Annotated in this window: 21 protein-coding genes and 1 tRNA gene; 9 read left to right on the forward strand and 13 right to left on the reverse strand. The window is 70.7% G+C overall.

Annotated features, from left to right (window positions below):
• Positions 1-80: 80 nt before the first annotated feature.
• On the reverse strand, positions 81-1406 hold the full coding sequence (locus tag G528_RS0102485) for a family 1 glycosylhydrolase (protein WP_051198192.1): 1326 nt from the start codon (positions 1404-1406) through the stop codon (positions 81-83).
• A gap of 145 nt (positions 1407-1551) precedes the next feature.
• Between G528_RS0102485 and G528_RS0102490 the strand changes: the two genes are divergently transcribed.
• Positions 1552-1625 (forward strand) — tRNA-Gly (locus G528_RS0102490).
• Positions 1626-1630: 5 nt separating this feature from the next.
• Here the strand turns inward: G528_RS0102490 and G528_RS16170 are convergent.
• From G528_RS16170 to G528_RS0102510, 4 genes are all read right to left on the reverse strand, one after another.
• Positions 1631-1816, reverse strand: a complete 186-nt coding sequence (locus tag G528_RS16170) for a type II toxin-antitoxin system antitoxin (protein WP_035718540.1) — start codon at positions 1814-1816, stop codon at positions 1631-1633.
• Positions 1817-1846: 30 nt separating this feature from the next.
• Entirely contained in the window at positions 1847-2731 is an 885-nt protein-coding gene (locus tag G528_RS0102500) for an SPFH domain-containing protein (RefSeq protein ID WP_026917591.1), read from the reverse strand.
• A 96-nt stretch (positions 2732-2827) separates the two neighbouring features.
• Positions 2828-4360 (reverse strand): phospholipase D-like domain-containing protein, encoded by a 1533-nt coding sequence (locus tag G528_RS16175; RefSeq protein ID WP_051198193.1) that lies wholly within the window; start codon positions 4358-4360, stop codon positions 2828-2830.
• An 86-nt stretch (positions 4361-4446) separates the two neighbouring features.
• Positions 4447-6096, reverse strand: coding sequence for an alkaline phosphatase D family protein (locus tag G528_RS0102510; RefSeq protein WP_026917592.1), 1650 nt, complete (start codon positions 6094-6096; stop codon positions 4447-4449).
• A 271-nt stretch (positions 6097-6367) separates the two neighbouring features.
• Here G528_RS0102510 and G528_RS16180 point away from each other — a divergent pair, with 271 nt between their 5' ends.
• Complete coding sequence (locus G528_RS16180; protein WP_084638002.1) at positions 6368-7480, forward strand: metallophosphoesterase; 1113 nt, start codon at positions 6368-6370, stop codon at positions 7478-7480.
• Here the strand turns inward: G528_RS16180 and G528_RS16185 are convergent.
• A complete protein-coding gene (locus G528_RS16185) occupies positions 7458-8219 on the reverse strand; it encodes a DUF998 domain-containing protein (protein WP_084637985.1) in 762 nt (253 codons plus the stop codon). The two genes, G528_RS16180 and G528_RS16185, sit on opposite strands and share 23 nt — an antisense overlap.
• Before the next feature lie 91 nt (positions 8220-8310).
• On the opposite strand from G528_RS16185, the gene G528_RS0102525 reads away from it, so the two are divergent.
• The gene (locus G528_RS0102525; RefSeq protein WP_026917593.1) at positions 8311-9600 is read left to right on the forward strand and encodes an acetyl-CoA C-acetyltransferase; all 1290 of its coding nucleotides are present in this window, start codon (positions 8311-8313) and stop codon (positions 9598-9600) included.
• Positions 9601-9640: 40 nt separating this feature from the next.
• On the opposite strand, the gene G528_RS0102530 is transcribed toward G528_RS0102525, so the two are convergent.
• Together G528_RS0102530 and G528_RS0102535 are read right to left on the reverse strand one after the other, a co-directional pair.
• Complete coding sequence (locus G528_RS0102530) at positions 9641-11191, reverse strand: PTS ascorbate transporter subunit IIC (protein ID WP_026917594.1); 1551 nt, start codon at positions 11189-11191, stop codon at positions 9641-9643.
• An 11-nt stretch (positions 11192-11202) separates the two neighbouring features.
• The gene (locus tag G528_RS0102535) at positions 11203-11970 is read right to left on the reverse strand and encodes a PTS sugar transporter subunit IIAB (protein ID WP_026917595.1); all 768 of its coding nucleotides are present in this window, start codon (positions 11968-11970) and stop codon (positions 11203-11205) included.
• Positions 11971-12061: 91 nt separating this feature from the next.
• On the opposite strand from G528_RS0102535, the gene G528_RS0102540 reads away from it, so the two are divergent.
• Genes G528_RS0102540 through G528_RS0102550 form a run of 3 tightly spaced genes read left to right on the forward strand, consistent with a single transcriptional unit; the run spans position 12062 to position 13678 of the window.
• Positions 12062-12934 carry an alpha/beta fold hydrolase gene (locus G528_RS0102540; RefSeq protein WP_026917596.1) on the forward strand — a complete coding sequence of 291 codons (873 nt, stop codon included), beginning with the start codon at positions 12062-12064 and terminating at the stop codon, positions 12932-12934.
• 47 nt (positions 12935-12981) lie between these two features.
• A complete protein-coding gene (locus G528_RS0102545; protein ID WP_026917597.1) occupies positions 12982-13191 on the forward strand; it encodes a helix-turn-helix transcriptional regulator in 210 nt (69 codons plus the stop codon).
• Between the two features lies 1 nt (position 13192).
• Positions 13193-13678, forward strand: coding sequence for a hypothetical protein (locus G528_RS0102550; protein ID WP_026917598.1), 486 nt, complete (start codon positions 13193-13195; stop codon positions 13676-13678).
• 19 nt (positions 13679-13697) lie between these two features.
• Here G528_RS0102550 and G528_RS0102555 read toward each other — a convergent pair whose 3' ends face one another.
• A complete protein-coding gene (locus tag G528_RS0102555; protein ID WP_026917599.1) occupies positions 13698-14864 on the reverse strand; it encodes an ATP-grasp domain-containing protein in 1167 nt (388 codons plus the stop codon).
• 96 nt (positions 14865-14960) lie between these two features.
• On the opposite strand from G528_RS0102555, the gene G528_RS16190 reads away from it, so the two are divergent.
• Entirely contained in the window at positions 14961-15920 is a 960-nt protein-coding gene (locus G528_RS16190) for a hypothetical protein (protein WP_035718542.1), read from the forward strand.
• A gap of 15 nt (positions 15921-15935) precedes the next feature.
• Here the strand turns inward: G528_RS16190 and thiG are convergent, their stop codons facing one another.
• The 3 genes from thiG to G528_RS0102575 all read right to left on the reverse strand — a co-directional run bounded on the left by thiG (position 15936) and on the right by G528_RS0102575 (position 18017).
• A complete protein-coding gene (gene thiG, locus G528_RS0102565; RefSeq protein ID WP_026917600.1) occupies positions 15936-16697 on the reverse strand; it encodes a thiazole synthase in 762 nt (253 codons plus the stop codon).
• On the reverse strand, positions 16690-16887 hold the full coding sequence (thiS, locus tag G528_RS0102570) for a sulfur carrier protein ThiS (protein ID WP_026917601.1): 198 nt from the start codon (positions 16885-16887) through the stop codon (positions 16690-16692). Before thiS ends, thiG begins: the two co-directional genes overlap by 8 nt.
• Before the next feature lie 101 nt (positions 16888-16988).
• Positions 16989-18017: an FAD-dependent oxidoreductase gene (locus G528_RS0102575; RefSeq protein WP_425402200.1), complete on the reverse strand. Its 1029-nt coding sequence runs from the start codon at positions 18015-18017 to the stop codon at positions 16989-16991.
• A gap of 137 nt (positions 18018-18154) precedes the next feature.
• Between G528_RS0102575 and thiE the strand changes: the two genes are divergently transcribed.
• Positions 18155-18847: a thiamine phosphate synthase gene (thiE, locus tag G528_RS0102580; protein ID WP_026917603.1), complete on the forward strand. Its 693-nt coding sequence runs from the start codon at positions 18155-18157 to the stop codon at positions 18845-18847.
• A 251-nt stretch (positions 18848-19098) separates the two neighbouring features.
• Entirely contained in the window at positions 19099-19473 is a 375-nt protein-coding gene (locus G528_RS0102585; RefSeq protein ID WP_026917604.1) for a hypothetical protein, read from the forward strand.
• A gap of 25 nt (positions 19474-19498) precedes the next feature.
• On the opposite strand, the gene G528_RS0102590 is transcribed toward G528_RS0102585, so the two are convergent.
• Positions 19499-19960: an NUDIX hydrolase gene (locus G528_RS0102590; RefSeq protein WP_026917605.1), complete on the reverse strand. Its 462-nt coding sequence runs from the start codon at positions 19958-19960 to the stop codon at positions 19499-19501.
• Positions 19961-19966: the final 6 nt, after the last annotated feature.

Here is a 19966-nt window from a genome sequence, read left to right on the forward strand (position 1 = left end):
CCGCAGGATCGTCCCCGTGAGCACTCACCGCGGGCAATACGTCCGAGGCGGCCCCTCACGGGGACGATCATCTGCGCGCCTCAGCGCGCGGGTTGCACACAGCTCGTCGGGGCCGCGACGAGTGAGCAGAACGTCGGCGGCCGCGTCGGACGATAATCTCGTCCCACGCCGTTGTCGGCGATGATCTTCCGGAATGCGGGCACCGCGGGCGTCGGTGTGCGGCGCAGGGTCGGATCAGTCGTCACGTCCACCGTGTACAACCCGAAACGCGGTGTGTAACTGCCCCATTCGTAGTTGTCGGTGAGGCTCCAGTAGTTCATCCCCAGCACCGGGACACCGGTGTCGCGAGCCTTCTGGACCCAGTAGACGAGGTCCCGAAGGTGGTCGGCGCGCCGATACCGGTCGGGTCGGAGGTGACCGTTCTTCGTGGCCATCCCCGACTCGACGATGTACAGCGGCTTTCCGGGAAAGCGGCGACTCATGTCGCGCAGCGCATAGAAGACGCCGTCGGCGGCGACCGTCGCCTTCCAGAATTCGTCCGCCCCGGCGTGGATCGCGGTCAGGTCGGTCGGCGAGATCGAGTAGTAGTAATCGAGCCCGACGAAGTCGAGCTGATCGCGTACGCGGTCCTGGAACAGGGTGTCGAGAAGCGGTTCCGCGGTCGGGACATACGCGACGTTCGAGCTCACCTGCGCACCCGGATCCCTGCGGTGGATGAAGCGGTAGATCGCCTTGTGCGCCCGGACGAGCCGATCGAACATCATCGGCGCATCCGCGGCGGGCAGCCCGCCGTGCTGGACTTCTTTGAGCACATAGGTGCTCGGTTCGTTGATGGTGATCCACAGCGGGTGGTACGGGGCGTAGCGCTCGACGATCACGCGGTTGTACGCGAGCCACGACTGCAGTGTCCGCGGGTCCCTCCATCCGCCTCGCGCAGCGATCCACCCCGGGTACACCCAGTGGTCGAGGGTGATCATCGGCCGCATGCCCGCGTCGACGATCGTCTCGATCAACGAGTCGTAGTAGTCGAGGGCACGGGCGTCCAGCTCTCCCGGCCTCTTCTCGACCCGAGCCCATTCGATGCCAATGCGATACACCTTCGCACCGAGCTTCTCGGCGAGCGCGATGTCGGAGGCGTAGCGATGGCGGAAGTCCACCGAGGTTCCGATCGGTTCGTCGGTCCTGCCCTGCGCGATGTACCGCGTCCAGTTGCTGTCCGGGGAACTCCCCTCGGACTGGAATCCGGACGAGGCGACACCCCACAGGAACCCGCTCGGCAGGCCACCGGACTTCGCGTCGGCGACCGGCGCCGACGTGAGCGCCGCGAGGACCGCGAGGACAGCGATTCCGACAGACGCCCTGAGCCACGGCGGGGTACCGCGAACAGCGGTGGTGACACCGAACATGGTTGTGACCCTAGCCAGTTCACACCCGCTCGTACGGTGTTTCGCCGGCGGTCACCGGTCGACACGGTCGCGGTGCACCGGGTCCTCGGTGCGGCCGGCGGCGCCGCCGTTTGCTAGTCTCGTGATGCGCGAGTCGCCTCGCGATGCCGGCGTAGTTTAGTGGTAGAACATCAGCTTCCCAAGCTGAGAGTGCGGGTTCGATTCCCGTCGCCGGCTCCACACGATCACCGGGGTTCGCGGCCCGCTTGCTTGAGGGCCAGCCGCAGCGCGTATTCGAGTTGACCGTTGATGCTGCGCAGGTCGTCGGCCGCCCATTTCGCCACGGCCTCGTGGACGGCGGGGTCGAGCCGCAGGAGGACCTTCTTGGGTGGCCGCTTCACCGGACGGGAGGGCGCATCGTCGCCGGTCACGACGGGTAGCTCATCACGACACGCGCCCGACTACGCGTACAGGGATCCGGCGTTGACCACCGGCTGCGTGGCCCGATCACCGCACAGAACGACCAGCAGGTTGGAGACCATCCCGGCGCGGCGCTCCTCGTCGAGCTCCACGACCCCCTGCTCCGAGAGACGGTCGAGCGCGAGGCCGACCATGCCGACGGCGCCCTCCACGATCTGCTTGCGCGCGGCGACCACCTGCGCGGCCTGCTGCCGAACCAGCATCGCCTGCGCGATCTCCGGCGCATACGCCAGATGCGTGATCCGCGCCTCGATCACCTCGATGCCCGCGAGCTGCGTCCGCTCGCGCAACTCCTCGGTCAACTCCTCCGCGATCTGCGCACCGTCCCGCAGACTCACCCCCACCTCGGAATGCGAATCGTACGGGTACGACGTCGCCAGATGCCGCACCGCGGCCTCCGACTGCGTCTCGACGTACTCCTCGTAATCGTCGACGGCGAACGCGGCCTTGAAACTGTCGACCACCCGGTAGACGACGACCGCGGCGATCTCCACCGGATTGCCGTCGGCGTCGTTGACCTTCAACTTCTGGGTCTCGAAGTTCCGGATGCGCAACGTGATGGTGCGGCGATCGGTCAACGGCATCACCGCGAAGAACCCCGAGTCGCTCAGCGAACCCACATACCGTCCGAAGAACTGGACCACCTTGGCCTCATTGGGGCTCACGACCGTGAGCCCGGTGAGCATCATCAGAGCGGCCACACCGACGATCACGGCGAGCACCGTCACGACCGCCAGAGCCGGTGACGCACCGTTCGCCATACCGGCGACGCTCGCGACCCCGCCGACGATGCACACCACCAGCACCAGCAGCGATCCGGCCGCCACCGTGAATCCGTTGGCCCGCCACGCTTGTCGGAACTCCATGAGGTCTCCTCCCATCCCCCCGGCCGGACGATCCGACCAGACTATCGAAATGATATCACTTTGATAGACAGGGCCGCGTCGTTTCCGCCGGCGCGATCACCCGGGCCGGTGCGATCGGCGTCGACGCAGCCGCTCGCGGGTCACGAGCTCCACTCGACGCGCCTGCCGGCGAAGACGCCGATAGACACGGTCGGCCGTGAGCTCACCCACGCGCTCGGGATCGAGGAGCTCGTCCTCGGCCAGCACCGAGTCCTCGTCGTCAGTCGACTCCCGGTCGAACAATCGCAGCCCCCGCCCCGGTCCGGTGAGCGACGCGATGGCCCCGGCCAACGATCCCCGCTCGGCGAACGCCGCCGCGACGGACGCGGGGTCGGCCCCCACGTGCTCGGCCACCAGCCGGTGTCGGATCCCCGCGACGCTCGCACGGATCCGGCTCGCGTGTTCCGGCGTCGCATCGGCGTCGATCGTCACATCGCATTCACTGTCGAAACCCAGCGACCGATTGTTGAGGTTCGACGATCCGACGCGCAGCACCCGATCGTCGACGATGACGACCTTCGCGTGCACGTAAATCGGCCCGCCGTCGGCGGTCACCGGGTGGTACGCGTGGAACCGACCGTGGACGTCGGCCTGCCACAGCAGCCGCAGCAACCGGTGGCGGGCACCGTCCATCGACCTGCGCTCGATGTGGCCGTCGGCGTGCCGCGGCAGGACGACGACCACTTCGGGGCCGTCGTCTTCGGCCAGCCGCCGCGCCAGCGCGTACGCGATGTCGCGGGACGCGAGGTACTGACTCTCGATGTAGAGCAGGTCACGGGCCGTCGCGATGGCCGCCAGATACAGTTCCCGGATCTCGCTGACGGCCGCGCGGCCGGCGTACTCCGGCAGGGTCCGCGACACCCCGACGCGGCATCCGGCGAAGTCGGGAGTCAACGTCGGCGGCCACGCCGGGTCGCCGCGCGTCCCGACCGGTGCCAGCCGCTCGCCGGTGGCGTCCTCCCACCGGTCGCGCGCCACGTCGGCGACGATCCGCGCCGCCGCGCCGTCGAGCGCGACCGTCGCATCGTGCCACGGCCCGTACGCACGCCCGGTCGGCGTGACCCGTCCGGCATGGGTCGGGAGGTGATCGGAGGTGTCCCAGCGGTCCACGGTCATGTCGATGCCGCCGCAGAACGCGAACTCGTCGTCGATCACCACGATCTTCTGATGATGCGACGACGAGAACGGGTGCGCGGCGTCGACGCGGTAGTGCAGGCGGTCGCCCGCCGCCAGGTCCTGCACGGCGGGCGGCAGCATGCCGCGCGCCAACCCGGTGAGCGCTCCGACGCTCCAGCGCAGGACGCGGATCTCCAACTCCGGACGCGTCCGGGTGAGGTGGGCGAGCAGATCGCCGAGCACGTCGGGCCCCTCGGCGGGGTCGGCGGACGGGTCGAGCCGGATCCTGGTGTCGAAGTCCCAGCCGATCATCAGCACCCGCCGGCGGGCCCGCAGCAGGGCCGCCCGGGCGTGCGCGAAGTAGTCCGCCGCGTCGACGATCACCGCGACCCGGTCGGCCCGTCCCACACGCCAGCAGGTGTCGCCCGCGACGAGCAGATCTCCCGGCGCCGCCCCGGCACCCGAACCCGACATCGAACTCCCTCCCGCACCCGGAGGTCGGGCGCCGCGATGTCCGATTGTCTCGCACCCGCCCGCCGGGAGGGCCCGGTCGGGACCGCTCAGCGCGCCGGCCGGGACACCTTGGTGAGCCGTCGTGTCCCGGAGCCGACCCGCCACGACTGCGCGTGGTAGGCGCCGGTGCGCCGCCGCGTCCGATCGCGGACGAAGTACCAGTCCATCTGGGCGGCGGCGGAGTCGACCGTCAGCACCGCGTACCCGTGCGCGTCGGTGTCGACCCACCGGGCGTGGGAGTTGGCGGCGCGGATCGCGGTCGACGCCGCATCGCTCACCGTGTGCTCGGGGATCTTCACCATGTCGTCGAGGTTGTTCGACGTCACCGACGTCACGACGAATTCGGTGCCCAGGGTGCCCGCCGCCGGGTAGGACGCCGGTTTGCGCGGGATCTCGTTGGCCCACGACATGTGGATGTCGCCGGTGATGAACACGACGTTCTTCTTCCCGGCGGCGTCGGCGGCCTTCAGGAGCCGTTCGCGGTCGCGGGTGTAACCGTCCCACTGGTCGGCGTTGGCCGGGATGCCGTTGGCCGGGATCCCGAGGATGTCGGTGAGGGCGCCGGTGGTGTCCGGGTCGAGCGGCGGGATCAACAGCGGGCTGATCATCACCGAGTTGCCGATGATCTGCCACCGGGTCGTCGACGTGGTGATGCCGCCGGTGAGCCACTGCATCTGGGCGCGACCGGTGATGGTGGTCTTGTCGGAGTCGATGCGCTTGCTGAACTGTGAGACCTCTTGGTCGCGGTAGGTCCGCAGGTCGAGCATCGACAGTTCCATGAGGGTGCCGTAGCGGAGGCGCCGGTACAGGTGTCGGTTCGTGTCCGACACGACGGGCCGCACCGGCATCCACTCGTAGTACGCCTTGTCGGCGTTGGCTTTGCGGACCCGCCACGATCCCTGCGTCACGGGGTCGTGGTTGTTGGCGCCCGACCGGTAGGAGTTGTCGGCGGTCTCGTGGTCGTCCCACGTGACGATGAACGGGTGTCGGGCGTGCAGGAGCGCCAGGTCGGGGTCGGTCTTGTACTGGCCGTGGCGGATCCGGTAGTCGGCGAGGGAGACGATGTCGTTCGCGGGGCGATGGGTGCGGACCGGACCGTTCTTCCCGCCGTACTCGCCGGCGCCGTACTCGTAGATGTAGTCGCCGAGGTGGATGACGGCGTCGAGGTCGTCGCGCTCGGCGAGGTGCCGGTAGGCGGCGAAGTAGCCGGCCTCCCAGTTGGCGCAGCTGACGACGCCGAAGCGGGCCGACCGGATGTCGGCGTCGGTGGCGGGGGCGGTGCGGGTGCGGCCCGTCGGGGAGACGGCGCCCGCGGCGGGGCCGTCGGTGACGCGGAACCGGTACCAGTAGTCGGTCGCGGCGCCCAGGCCGCGGGCGTCGACCTTCACCGTGTGGTCGCGGGAGGCGTCGGTGCGCACGGTGCCGGAGGCCACCACCGTCGCGAAGCCGCGGTCGTCGGCGACCTCCCACACGACGGTGGAGGGGGCGCCGCGCCCCGACCCGGGTCGAGCGTCGGGGGACGGGGTCACGCGGGTCCACAGGATGACGCCGTCGGGCAGCGGGTCACCGGAGGCCACGCCGTGCGCGAAGGCGCCGCGCCGCGGGCGGTCGGCGTGCGCCGCGCCGGCCGACAGCGATCCGGCGGCGAGCGTCGCGGGGACGGCGGCCGCGAGGGCGCCGGCGCCCGCCGCGCCCATGAAGGTGCGGCGCGACAGTCCGGCTGTGTCGGACCGATCGGGGTCGGACCGGTCGGGGTCGGACCGGTCGGGGTCGGACCGGTCGGGGTCGGACCGGTCGGGGTCGGGGAACGAAGGGACGGATTCGGGGAGGGAGGCGTTGTCAGACATCGCGAGAAACAGTTCCACAGTCCGGTTACCGATCGGTGAACGCCCGGCGACCGGCGGATTGCCGCGAATCTCCCGAGTCGACCGACTCCGTTCACCTCGGCATGGGATCATCCCTGCCGTGATCGACAACAGCTCCCAGCCGGACTCCCCGACCGGCACACCCTCCCCCGCCAATCCCACCTCCGACACGCCGCACCGGGGCGTCCGACGACGGTCGTTCCTGGCCGGCGCCGCCGCCGCGGCCGGTGCCGCCGCCGTCGGCGTCGTCCGGCCCGGTTCGGCGGCCGCCGCGAAACGCCACCCGCTGCCCGCAGCCGACTCGTCCCGACTGCGCGTCCTCGTCACCGGCGACGCCGGCACCGGCGAGAAACCGCAGTACGCCGTCACCGCCGCGGCCCGCAGACTCCATGCCGCCGACCCGTTCGACATCGCCGTCGGCCTCGGCGACAACATCTACGAGGCCGGCCCGCAGGGACCCGACGACGTCCAGTTCCGCACCAAGTTCGAGAAGCCCAACGCGGGCCTCGACTTCCCGTGGCTGATGGCCCTCGGCAATCACGACAACACCGCGATCTTCCCCGGCGACGGCGGCTGGCTGCTGCGCGGGGACGCCGAGGTGGCCTATCACCGGCGGTCGCGCCGCTGGTACATGCCCGCCCGCTACTACTCGGTGTCGCTGGGTGTCGCCGACTTCTTCGTCATCGATGTGAACCCGCTGGCCGCCTACATTCCGCCGTTCCTGTCTCCCGAGTGGGAGCCGGGCGGGCACTACATGACCCGCCAGGCCCGGTGGCTCGACCGCGGTCTGGCGGCGTCGACGGCGCCGTGGAAGTTCGTGTGCACCCACCACCCGTACGCGAACAACGGCCCGCACGGTCCGGCCGGCGACTTCGACGGCCTGCCCGACCCGCTGAGCGGCAAACCGCTCAAGGACTTCATCGAACGGCACGTCGCCGGCCGTGCGCAGTTCCTGCTGTCGGGCCACGACCACAGTCAGCAGGTCCTCGGCACGGTCGCCGGATTGAAGGGCACGCGGCAGATCGTGTCGGGTGCGGCGGCCAAGACGGTGAACAAGCCGTCGAGCAAGCGGTTCCCCGCCAAGTACGAGAACCTCCGCGACCGCGGTTTCATGACGCTCGACATCGATGCGTCGTCGGTGCGGCTCGAAGCGCACGAGGTGGCCGCCGACCGCACCGGGTCGACGGCGGCGTTCACGACGGTGTTCCGCCGCTGACCGGTTCCGGGCCGGCGGCGTCGGATCCGGCACCCGGGTCGCTCGCATCGGGCGTCGGGTCGGGCCGCCAGGCGATGATCGCCAGTCCCCAGTAGGCGGTCCACAGGCTCATCCCGGTCACCTGGATGCGTTGCGCGAGTCCGAGCCGGTAGTCGCCGCCGAGTCGGTCGGCGCCGAGGAACCATGCGGTCGCCAGCACGACGACGGCGAACAGCAGCATTCCGCCGCGGCGCATCCACGGCCAGTCCGCGTGCCGGACGGCGGCCAGCGAGGCGGCGACCATCGCGACGAACATCGCCGACACCGCCACCGAGCTGGTCAGTGCGTGCAGGCTGTGCAACTGCGGGATGACGCCGCGCGGTTGCGCCGGGCAGTCGGCGTCGCGGCCGGGGATGCACTCGAGCGGCAGGAGCGCGTCGGCGATCGTCGCCGCGCCGAAGACACCGACGGCGGCCACCGCCGTGACGGCGATCCGGTTCCGCACGATCCGCCGCGGCGCCAGCAGGGTCAGGGCCGCGACGAGCGCGCAGGAGCCGGTCACCACGTCGCCGACGACGTACACCATCCGGTCGGGCATCCGTGCGCTGCTCAGTTCCGACAGCATGCTGTGCATCGGGTCGAGCCCGGAGTGCAGGACGCCGTCGAGCGTCCACGACGCATAGCTCAGTCCGGCGAGGACGAGCAGCGTTCCCGCGAGCAGTCGTCGCAGTGGCACGCTCCCGGCGTTCTGGACACCCATGAGGCGAGACTACCGACGCCGGGCGGCCGGCCTCATCGACCGAAGGGCCCGCATCACCGACCATTACATCGACCGATGGTAGCTTTCTGGCATGTCCCCTCGTGAACTCCAGGCCGTGTACGTCCTGGGCGGCAACCGCATCCCGTTCGCCCGCTCCAACGGCGCATACCTCGGCGAAACCAACCAGAGCATGCTCACCGCGACCCTCACCGGGCTCGTCGACCGTTACGGGCTGCACGAGACACGGTTGGGCGAGGTCGCCGGCGGCGCCGTGGTGAAGTTGGCGCGCGATCACAGTCTCACCCGCGAGAGCCTCCTGGACACCGCGATCGCCCGCTCGACGCCGACGGTCGACGTCCAGCAGCAGTGCGCCACCGGCGGGCAGGCCGTGGTCCACATCGCCAACAAGATCGCCTGCGGGCAGATCGAATCGGGCGTGGCCTGCGGAGCCGACACCACCTCCGATCCGCCGATCGGATTCGGCCCGCGGCTGCGCAACCGGCTGGTCCGCGTGAACGCCGCGCGGAACCTGACCGACCGCCTCCGCGAGGCCGCGCAGATCCCGCTGTCGCTCGACTTCGACATCCCGAGCCCGGCCGAACGCCGCACCCGCCTGGTCCCGGGCGCCGCACAGGCGGTGACCGGCGAGGCGTGGGGCGTCACCCGCGAAGACCAGGACGTGATCGCCCTCGACTCGCACGCCAACCTGGCGCGCGCCTACGACGACGGGTTCTTCGACGACCTCGTCACCCCGTTCGGCGGGCTCACCGAGGACGACAATCTGCGCCGCGGCCTCACCGCGGAGCGGGTCGCCGGTCTGGCCCCGTGCTTCGGCGGCCCCGACGGCACGATGACGCCCGCGAACTCCACCACCCTCACCGACGGTGCGTCGTCGGTGCTGATGGGCACCGGGCAGTGGGCGCAGCGGCGCGGTCTGACGCCGCTGGCGCGCGTGGTCGACGCCCAGAGCTGGGCCGTCGACTACGTGGACGGCGACCCCAAGACGCAGGGCGTCCTCATGGCGCCGGTCTACGCGGTCGGCGAACTGCTCGCCCGCAACGGTCTGGGGCTGGGCGACTTCGACTTCTACGAGATCCACGAGGCGTTCGCCTCCCAGGTCCTCTCGACGCTCGCCGCCTGGAACGACGCGGAGTTCTGTCGCACTCACCTCGGCCGCGACGAGCCGCTCGGCGAGATCGACCGCACCCGACTCAACGTGCGCGGCGGGTCGCTGGCGACCGGTCACCCGTTCGGCGCCACCGGTGGCCGGATCGTCGCGACGGTGGCCAAACTCCTGGCCGGCACCCCGTCGTCGCGGGCCCTCGTCTCGATCTGCGCGGGCAGCGGTATGGCGGTCACGATGATCCTCGAATCCGCCTGACCGCCGTCCCCGCTCGCGACGGGCCGGGGTCCGGCGCCGCTCAGCCCGCCGGCGGCGGGGGCGGCGGGGGCGCCCCGGCGGGCGGCGGGATCTTCGCGTAGCCGCGGGTCGTCGCACCCTGCGGTGGGGCCGCGGGGGCGGCGGCCTCGCGGCCCGGCGACGGATCCCAGCCCGGGTCGACCAGACGCTTCTGGACGAGGACGGCCACCCCGAGGAGGGCGGCGCCGATCACCAGCATGACCACCACGCCCCAGACGCCGCCGATCTTGCCCGCATTGCCGAGAAGGATGCCGTACCAGCCGAAGTCGGTGTCGCCGAACGTCGTGTTCTCGTCGCCGAAGCTGCCGAGCACTCCAAGCAGCAGTGCGGGCAGGAAGGTGATCAGCAGACCGTTCGCGAACGCGCCGACGACGGCACCGCGACGCCCGCCGGTCGCATTGCCGTAGACGCCGGCGGCGCCGCCGGTGAAGAAGTGCGGGACGAGCCCCGGCAGCACCAGCGCCCAGCCGAACGTCGGCCCGAGCCACAGGGTGAGGACCGCGAGCCCCGCCAGCCCGGCGACGAAGCTGGAGATGAAGCCGATCAGCACCGCGTTCTGCGCGTACGGGAACACGATCGGCGCGTCGAGCGCGGGAACCGCGCCGGGGACCACCCGCGCCGCGATGCCCTGGAACGCGGGCACCAGCTCACCGAGGATCGTGCGGACGCCGAACAGGATCACCGCGACGGCCACGCCGAAGCCCAACCCCTGCGTGACGCCCTGCATGAGGAAGTTCCCCATCCCCGATGCGGCGCCCGACCCGTCGTCGCCCGCATACGCGGCGAACGCCTCGTCGCCGCCGACGCGACCCACGTACACCAGGGAGACGACCGTGTACATGAGCACCATCGACAGCGCGGTCGCGACCATCGAGTCGCGGAGGAAGCGCAGCGACTCCGGCAGCCGCAGATCCTCCGTCGATCGGCTGCGCCGACCGCCCGCAAACCGCCCGACCACCCCGGAGACGACGTAGCCGAGCGTCCCGAAGTGTCCGATGGCGATCGAGTCGTCGCCGGTGATCCGCCAGGTCCACGGTTGGGCGATGGCCGGCAGGGCCACCATCACCACGCCCAACAGGACGCCGCCGGCGACCACCACGGTGACGGCGTTCAGTCCGCTGGTCGCGAGCACGATCGTCAACAGGGTCGCCATGAACAGCGTGTGGTGACCGGTGAGGAACACGTACCGCAGCGAGGTGAACCGCGCCAGGAGGAGGCTGATGACGAAACCGAGGATCATCAACCACGCCACCTGCGCGCCGTACCAGTTCTGCGCGATCCCGACGATCGCCTCGTTGGTGGGGACCACACCGTGCGCGCCGGTGGCGCCCTGGAGCATCACGCCGAGCGGCTCCAACGACGCGACGACCAGGGTGGCGCCCGCACCGATCAGCAGGAACCCCAGGGTCGCTTTGAGTGCGCCGCCGATCACCTGGCCGACCGTCTTGCGCAACGCGATCAGGCCGACGGCGGTGATGATGCCGATCAGATAGGCGGGCACCGAGAGGATCTCGTTGACGACGAACTCCGCGGCCGCGACCAACCAGTTCATGGGTCCTCGTTTCAGACGTCGTAGTTCGCGCGCAGCGCCGCGTCGACCTCGGCGGTGCTGGTGAAGTTCTCGACCACCGTGACCGGGATGCCGACATCGCCGAGGGTGCGGGCGATCTCCCCGGAGGTGAGGATCAGATCGGCGTCCTTGGCCCTGCCCTTCGCCGAGATGGTGTCGGTCGCCTCGACGGTGATGAACGGCGACCACCCCCAGCGGTCGAGGACCTGCTCGAGGGTGTTCTTGAGGAACAGACTGGTGCCCAGACCGTTGCCGCAGACGGTGAGGATCAGGTTCGTGGCCGTCCGCGCCTCCGGTTCGGGTGCGGCGGCCGTCCGGCCGGCGAGCACCGCGAGGACGTCGTCGGCGGTCGGGACGGTGTCGAGGGCGTCGCGCCGGTCGGCGTCGCCGATCACGCGGGCGAGGTCGGCCATCGCCCGCGTGTGCGCCGACGCATCGGTGGCCGCCAGGGCGACGACGAGGTCGACGGGATCGTTGCGGGGGTGCCCGAAGGCGACGGGTCGCGCGAGCCGGATCCACGACATCCCGGTCCTCCGGACGGCCGGCGACGGCCGGGCGTGGGCGAACGCGAAGCCGGGCGCGATCACGATGTAGGGGCCCTTCTCCTCGACGCTCGCGATCATCTGCCGCGTGTACTCCGCGGTCGTGACACCGGTCGCCACCAGCAGGTCGCCGACCGCCGTGATGGCCGCACGCCAGTCGTCGACCGAGACGTCGAGTGCGATCGCGTCCCGATCCAGCAGGTCACCCAGAGCACTCACACCCTGGACGGTAGCGCCCCGTCGGCGGGTCGGCCCCGCGTTCAGCCGACAAGCCGGTGACTGCGGGCGGGGACCAGTAGAGTCGGGCACTGTGAGTCGCCACGAGTCCGCCCCCGAACCGGAGTTCGTCGAGAGTCCGGCGGGGGCGCGGATCGCCGCCACCCGCACCGGCGAGGGTCCCGCGGTGTTTCTCAGCGCGGGTCTCGGGATGCCGGCCGGCGCCTGGCAGTTCAGCGGTCTCCCCGATGCGCTGCGCGACGCCGGATTCTCGGTCATCACCCACACCGCGCGGGGGCTCGCGCCGTCGTCGGCTCCGCCGCCCCCGTACTCGATCGAGCAGTTGGCCGCCGATGCGCGCGCGGTCCTCGCGCACTTCGCCGTCGACGACGCGATCCTCGTCGGCTACTCGATGGGCTGTTACGTGACGCAGGCGCTCGCCACGTCGTGGCCCGGTGTGCGCGCCACCGCGATGCTCGGCGGACTGCGGTCGTCGTCGATCGGCGAGCTGGTCGGTCGAATGCAGCTCGACCTCCTCGACCGGCTCGGCGAGATCCCCGAACCGGTCGCGATGTTCGAGCAGCTCACCACCACCCTGCACCCGTCGATGCTCACCGACGACGCGACGGTCCGCGCATGGCGGACGATGACGACGCGCGGCGAGAGCGTGTGGGCGTCTCCGGACGGGCGGCGCGGTCAGATCGAGGCGTCGTACGACTGGATCGTCCGCGGCGAGCCGACCGTCGATCGGCTCGCCGGGATCGACGTCCCCACGCTGGTGGTGGCCTACGAGAACGACGTCTTCTTCCCGCCCGCCGGGGGACGCCGCGCCGCGGGCGAGATGGCCGACGCCCGGTTCCACGTCGTCGAAGGGCTGGCTCACGGCGGGCTCATGCTCGACGCGGACCGCCGCGCCTCAGCGCTGCTCGTCGACTTCTGCCGAGAGGTCGTCACACCCACCCGGTGAGTCAAGTCCGCTTGACACGGCGGTGACAAGTGCGCTTGACTTCATTCATGTCCGCCGTCCCCTCCCCGGTCCGCGCCGCACGCACCGCAGCCGGCCTGCGCCAGGCCGATCTGGCCCACGCGACGGGCGTCAGCCGCCAGACCATCGTGTCGCTCGAACGCGGCGACTACTCCCCGTCGGTCCACCTCGCACTCCGCATCGCCCGGACCCTGGACAGCACCGTCGAGGACCTGTTCCCCCTACCCGAGGAGAAGTGAGATGTCCGCACGCCGAACCACCCTGCCCGCCCTGCTGCTCGGTGAGTCCAGCGAGGCCTGGGGCGACGAACGCGAACGATCGGTGATGCTCGAGGCCTACGCCTACGTCTTCGTCCTCGCCACCGTCGCGCTGTGGACCCTCGCCGCGATCGCCGCCTGGTTCGTGCCCGTCTGGGTCACCGTCGCACTCTTCGTCTGCCTGCTCGTTCCGACCCTCGAATGGCAGCGGTACTGCAGCGCCCGAGACGTCGACGCCCAGCGGCTCGCCTTCGGCGGCGCCTCGGCCCTGCGCGCCACCCTCACCGGCCTCTACTTCGGCGGGTGCGCGGTCTCCATGATCGCCGCCGTCATGCAGTCGGTGTGGCCCGGAGACACCATCGCCGCCCCGGTGGCGGGCGGCGCCGCCGGTGCGATCGGCGCCGTGGTCTGGGGCCGCATCGCCGCCCGCCGCGCCGCACAGCGCGAGGCCGCGACCGACGACGACTGACACCACCGCCCCGGGGCCGTCAGATCTTGTGGCCGTCCCACTCGTGGTCGTGCATGAACGCCTCGGCCAAGCCGACGCGGTACTTGACGCCCTGCGCCAGGATCCCCCCGTACGCCGGGATCAACATCGCGGCCGGCTTCCTGTCGAGCGGATCGTAGATCACATCGCTCGCCGCCCGAAAGTCCTTCCAGAAGCGACGGAAACTGTTGCCGGGCAACGACTTCTTACGCCAGCCGTACAACGCCATCCCGATGCCGATCATCCGCACCCGACCCATCGGCGGATGGATGATCTCGGTGTTCTCCCCGAAGAACGCGCGGTCGACGCGATCCTCGCGGGTGAACATCATGATCCCGCTCGTCCCGCGCGGATTGCACTCGATGGTGTAGAGCCCCCGCTCGGGGTGATCGATGAAGTCGAGCCCCATGTGGCCGGTGAAGTTCACCGACTTCGCGAACCGCTGCACCCAATCGAGGATCGGCTGGTGATCGACCTGCTCGAACGTCAGGCACGAACTCCCGTCGATCGCATAGCTCACCGGGTACGTCGCATGGGCGAACACCTCGCCCTCGCGGCAGACCGAGTACGTGCAGTACCGGTCGCCCTCCAGCCACTCCTGGGCGATCCACGGATTGTCCGGGTCGAACTCCAGATACCCCAGATCGTCGCCCGGGTAGGCCTTGTAGACCTTCTGCGAACCCCGCGAGTACGTCCGCTTGACCGCGAACGGCGTCGTGAAGTCGAGGGCGGCCGCATCATCGGGCGACGCGACCTTCGCGTACTTCAACGTCTGGAATCCGCGCTCGTCCAGGCACACCTGGAAGGAGAACTTGTTGTGCAGCATGTCCTCGATCTCGAACGGCGACAGGAACAGATCGCACGACTCGGGGAACAGTCCGCGCATCATCGACAGGATGTCGGTCTCCTCGTGGATCGGGATCACCATGTCGATGCCCTCGCGCTCCACGATGTCGGCGACGTCACGGCAGTACTGGAGCGGCTCGAACTTCGGCGAGCTGACCCGATGGAACGCCGAGACGGCGTTCGAGAAGCGGCTCACCGTGATGCCCATGCTGTCGCACGTCGACACCCGATGTCCCGCCGCCGCGAGCAGCCGCGCGAGGTTGAGGGTCAGGAACGACCTGCCGAACGTGATGAGGACATGTTTCTGCGCACCGGAGACCACATCAACAGAGTAGACAACCCGGTCCCCGCCCCGTGTAGCGTGTTCTTACTGAACTCTTATCAACTGCACACACCACACTGATCGAGGGAATCTTCGTTGTTCGCAATCGGGATCATTGCGGCGTCGATGGCTGCGGTGGCCTACGGTGTCTCCACCGTTCTGCGCGCGCTCGCCGCCCGCCGTGTGGCCGTCGAACAGCGCGAAGACGGTAAGCCGGTCCTCGACGGGAGCGCATCGCCGTCGGTCTCGTCGACGTTCACGACCATCGCCGATCCCGCCTTCATCCTCGGCACCGTGATGCAGGTCACCGGATTCGCCGGCGGCGCCGTCGCCGCCCGCTTCCTCCCGCTGTTCCTCGCCCAGTCGATCGTCTCGGCGAACCTCGTGGTGACCGCCCTGCTCGGCACGCTGCTGCTGCGGATCAACCTGCACACCCGCGACTGGGTCGCGATCTGGCTCGTCGTCCTGTCCCTGTTCCTGCTGGGCGTGTCGTCGGCCCCCGGCGCCAACGACACCGCGCCCATGTCGTTCCACTGGGGCCTGCTGCTGGTGACGCTGGCGCTGTGCGCCCTGTCGATCGCCGGGGTGTACCTCGGCGGGAAATGGGCCGCCGCGATCGGCGGTGCGGGCGCCGGACTGCTGTTCGGCATCATCGCCTGCGGCGTCCGAGTCCTCAACGGGCTCAACCCGTTCGACCTCGCGACCATCCTCACCGATCCGGCGGCGTGGTCGATCGCGATCGCCGGCGCCGTCAGCTTCTACGTGCAGACCGTCGCCCTCCAGGTGGGTGCGGTCAACGGTGTGACGGCGCTCGTCGTCTTCGGCGAGACCGCGGCCCCCAGCCTCATCGGCGTCACCTTCCTCGGCGACAGCGCGCACCCCGGCCTCGGGTGGCTCGCCGTGGTCGGATTCGTGGGCGCCGCGATCGGCGCCCTCCTGGTGGCCTGGTACGGCTCCGGCGACCCCGACCACTTCGGCGAGGCCCCACCGGAGCGGGGCGGATGGCGTCGAGGGCGGGAACCGACGCCCGACGAACACCCCAGCGACACCTCGTGACACTTCCCGGCGGCGTCAGCGGGGTGGCGAGGAGGCGTGCGCCCAGAAGCGTCGCGGAATGCGACCCGCCCCGGCGGCGAGGCGTCCGGCGGCCACGGCGTGCCGCATCGCCGCCGCCATCGTCTCCGGATCGTCGGCCCGGGTGACGGCCGACGCCAACAGCACGCCGTCGCACCCGAGCTCCATCGCCAGGGCCGCGTCGCTGGCGGTGCCGATCCCGGCGTCGAGGATCACCGGGACCGAGGCGCGCGAGACGATCATCTCGATGTTGTGCGGGTTGGTGATCCCCAGCCCCGTCCCGATCGGCGAGCCGAGCGGCATCACCGCGGCCACTCCGGCGTCCTGCAGGCGCAGGGCGAGCACCGGATCGTCATTCGTGTAGGCCAGCACTCCGAACCCGTCGGCCACCAGAGCCGATGCGGCGTCGACCAGTTCGAGCGGGTCGGGCAGCAGAGTGCGGTCGTCGGCGACCACCTCGAGTTTCACCAGATCGGTCTCGACGGCCTCGCGGGCGAGCCGGGCGGTGAGCACGGCCTCCGCGGTGGTGTGGCACCCCGCGGTGTTCGGCAACACCCCGATCCCGAGCCGGCGGAGCAGGTCGAGGACGCCCGTGCCCTGCTCGGGGCTCACCCGACGCATGGCGACCGTCGTCAACTCCGTCCCCGACGCCACCAGCGCACGCTCGAGCACCGCCAGCGAGGGAGCGCCGCCGGTTCCCATGATGAGGCGGGACCCGAGTTCGGTTCCGCCGATCCGCCACGGTGTTGATTCACCCACCCTGAACCGCCGTCAGGACGTCGACCTCGGCGTATGCGGGCAGCGGCTGCTCCCACTCGGCCTTCGGTCGCACCAGTCCGTTCACCGCGACCGCGACGCCGCGGTCGGGCAGATCGAGGTGGGCGAGCAGCCCGGTCACGGTCGGCGCCTCGTCGAGGACGACGACGTCGCCGTTCACGGTCAGTTCCATCGAATTCTCCTTGCTGTCTGCGTGTGCCTGTTCGGCGTGTGCCTGTTCGGCGTGTGGCTGTTCGGCGTGTGGCTGGCTTGCAGGTGGCCTACTGCGTGTGGTCAACAGTCGTCCGAGGTGTCGAGCAGTTCGACGAACCGCGCCGCCGTCCAGGGCGCCAGCGCGATCCCGTTGCGACCGTGGCCGGCCGCCACGATCACCCGGTCGTCGATCTGCTCCACGATCGGGATTCCGTCGGGGGACGACGGCCGGATCCCGGCCGCGACCTCCGTCAGCTCGTAGGTGCGCAGGCTGGGCATCAGCTCACCGGCATCGGCGAGGAGATCGGCCACGCCACCGGCCGACGGGGTCCGATCATCGTCGTCGAAGGCCTCGTACTGGGTGGCCCCGACGACCACCCCGTCGGCCCGCGGAACCACATAGACGACGCGGCCGTGCCAGCGCGCCCGGACGACGTGGTCGGGCGGCGGCACCGACCACCACGTCCGCGCCAACCGGAGGATCTCGCCCTTCTCACCGCGCACGTCCACCGACGGCACCAGCCGTCGCACCCCGAGTCCCGCGGCCACCAGGATCCGGTCACCGGGCAGTGCGTCGAGGTCGGTCACCTCGCCGTTGGCGACCGTCGCACCGGCGGCGACCAGCGCACGGTCGAGTGCGGCGATGAGACGCCGATTGTCGACGGCCCCCTCGCCGATCGCACGGAATCCCCCGGCGACCGTCCGCGACAGTGCGGGCTCCGCGGCCCGCAGCTGCCGCGCGGTCATCCGCGGCAGCCGGTCCGCGCCGCCGGGGATGCGGTCGGCGAGGAAGTCGACCTGCCTCGTCAGCTCGTCGAGGTCGGCGGACGACGCCGCCACCAGGAGCGTGTCGGCGGCGACCGAGAGGTCCGGATCGCCGAGCCGAGCGAGCAGATCCGGCCACCCGTCCACCGATGCGCGGGCGATCTGCAGCAACCGGTCCTCGCCCGGTCTGCCTTCGGCGAAGCAGCCGAGCATGCCGCCGGCGACGTCGGCCGCGCGCCGACGCGGGCCGGCGTCGATCACCCGGACCGACCACCCGCGGTCGGCTGCGGCGAGCGCGCAGGTCAATCCGACGGCACCGCCGCCGACCACTGTGAGTGCGCCCACCACGACGCGGCCTCCCTTCGCCGGCATGACCCGGATCAGGTGTGACGGTCAGGGCCGGCGGCGCCCACTCTCAGTCCGCCGAACCCGCGGACTCCCGTGTGGAATACACCCTCGATGCTACCGCTACCGTGGCGGATATGACCGCCCGCTCCCACCGTCTCGACCGTCTCTCCGACGCCCGGCTGTATCTGTGCACCGACGCCCGTCGCGAGCGCGGCGACCTGCTCGACTTCGTCCGGGCGGCACTCGTCGGCGGTGTCGACATCGTGCAGCTGCGCGACAAGGAGTCGGCCGGGGAGCGCGCCCTGGGGACGCTCACCGTGCGCGCGGAGCTGGCGCTGCTGGCCGAGCTCCGCACGTTGACCGCCGACGCGGGCGCCCTGCTGGCGGTCAACGACCGCGCCGACGTGGCGGCGGCCGCGGGAGCCGACGTGATCCACGTCGGTCAGGACGATCTGCCGCCGTCGGCCGTCCGCGCCGTCGTCGGTCCCGATGTGGTGATCGGGCGCTCGACCCACGACGTCGACCAGGCGCGCGACGCCGAGGCCGACCCGGACGTCGACTACTTCTGCACGGGCCCGTGCTGGAGCACCCCCACCAAGCCGGGACGGGCGGCGACCGGACTCGATCTGGTGGCGGCCACCGCCGCCGCGCGACCGTCGACGCCGTGGTTCGCAATCGGCGGGATCGATGCCGCCCGCGTCCCCCGGGTGGCGGCGGCCGGCGCCGAGCGGATCGTCGTGGTCCGGGCGATCACGGGCGCCGACGATCCCGCGGCCGCGGCCCGCGACCTGCGTTCCCGGCTGGGGTTGCCTTCCCGCCGACGGTGAGTAAGCTGTCCTCCATCATGACGTGGAAGCTCCTTGTAACCCGCCGCAGCGGGGTCTGATTCGACCGACCCCCCGCTGCGGGTTCGTCGTTCCTCCACATTCTCACTCGTCGGTCACCCACTCTTCGACCGAAGTGAATCCCACAGATGCGTTCCATTCAGATCGTCCCCACATCCTGTAGCCGTCACGGTTCCGACCAGCCGCGGCCGACTCGTCGTCTGCCGCACTGGTTCCCACGGGAGGCGGCCACCATGTCCACGCAGCGTTTCGACGACACCTTCGCCCCGCACGGGATGCTCGCCCTGCGCGATCTCTCGATCGAGGCGGCTCCGGGCGACACCGTGGTCTGCCGGGCCCGCTTCTCGGCGGGTCCGCGCGACTTCGATCTGTCGGCGACGGCCAGCGGCCCCATCGGGGCGATGAGCGAGATGCTCTACGGCATGGGTGCCGGCGTCGAGATCGTCTCGCTGTCACAGCAGGACGACGACGGCCAGGTCACGACATATCTTCTGTGCGAACGGGATTCGCGACGCTGCTGGTCGTACGGCCGTGCCCGGCGCGGTGACGAGTCCGCCGTTCACGCGCTCATCGCCGGCGCCAACCAGCTCGCGCCCGTCGCCGGCTGAGCACACGCCCCGCAGCCCGGTCGGGTCACCCCAACCGGGTGCGCAGTCCCGGCCACGACGCCGCCAGCCCCGGATGCAACGGCAGGTCGGCCACCGCATCGGCGGGCACCCAGCGCAGTTCGGCCGACTCCCCGTTCCGGACCGTCGCGACCGGATGCGCGGCGCGGGCGATGACGGTCGTGTACGTCCACCCGTTACCGGCGTCGTGGGTGACGATCGACTCGACCACCGACAGGTCTCCGGCCACGATGCCGGCCTCCTCGCCGGCTTCGCGGACCGCGGCCTCCTCCACCGACTCGTGCGAATCGCGCGCCCCGCCCGGCAGTCCCCAGGTTCCGCCCTGGTGCGACCAGATCGCCCGATGCTGCAGGAGCACGGCCACGCCGTCGTCGACGGGCGCCGACAGCAGCAGTCCGGCCGCACCGTGGCGACCCCAGAACCGCCGTCCCTCGCCGTCGAAGACCCAGCCGTCTCCGTCTCCGCGCACCCGTGA

Source organism: Gordonia shandongensis DSM 45094, from assembly GCF_000423025.1.
Taxonomy (GTDB): domain Bacteria; phylum Actinomycetota; class Actinomycetes; order Mycobacteriales; family Mycobacteriaceae; genus Gordonia; species Gordonia shandongensis.

Excerpts from the sequence above, each read along its gene's own strand:
- G528_RS0102550 (WP_026917598.1), top strand. The coding sequence starts at position 13,193 with ATGTCCGCACGCCGAACCACCCTGCCCGCCCTGCTGCTCGGTGAGTCC.
- thiS (WP_026917601.1), bottom strand. The coding sequence starts at position 16,887 with ATGGAACTGACCGTGAACGGCGACGTCGTCGTCCTCGACGAGGCGCCG.
- G528_RS0102530 (WP_026917594.1), bottom strand. The coding sequence starts at position 11,191 with ATGAACTGGTTGGTCGCGGCCGCGGAGTTCGTCGTCAACGAGATCCTC.
- G528_RS0102585 (WP_026917604.1), top strand. The coding sequence starts at position 19,099 with ATGTCCACGCAGCGTTTCGACGACACCTTCGCCCCGCACGGGATGCTC.
- G528_RS0102485 (WP_051198192.1), bottom strand. The coding sequence starts at position 1,406 with ATGTTCGGTGTCACCACCGCTGTTCGCGGTACCCCGCCGTGGCTCAGG.
- G528_RS0102525 (WP_026917593.1), top strand. The coding sequence starts at position 8,311 with ATGTCCCCTCGTGAACTCCAGGCCGTGTACGTCCTGGGCGGCAACCGC.
- G528_RS0102510 (WP_026917592.1), bottom strand. The coding sequence starts at position 6,096 with ATGGGCGCGGCGGGCGCCGGCGCCCTCGCGGCCGCCGTCCCCGCGACG.
- G528_RS16175 (WP_051198193.1), bottom strand. The coding sequence starts at position 4,360 with ATGTCGGGTTCGGGTGCCGGGGCGGCGCCGGGAGATCTGCTCGTCGCG.
- G528_RS0102545 (WP_026917597.1), top strand. The coding sequence starts at position 12,982 with ATGTCCGCCGTCCCCTCCCCGGTCCGCGCCGCACGCACCGCAGCCGGC.
- G528_RS16185 (WP_084637985.1), bottom strand. The coding sequence starts at position 8,219 with ATGGGTGTCCAGAACGCCGGGAGCGTGCCACTGCGACGACTGCTCGCG.
- G528_RS0102500 (WP_026917591.1), bottom strand. The coding sequence starts at position 2,731 with ATGGAGTTCCGACAAGCGTGGCGGGCCAACGGATTCACGGTGGCGGCC.
- thiE (WP_026917603.1), top strand. The coding sequence starts at position 18,155 with ATGACCGCCCGCTCCCACCGTCTCGACCGTCTCTCCGACGCCCGGCTG.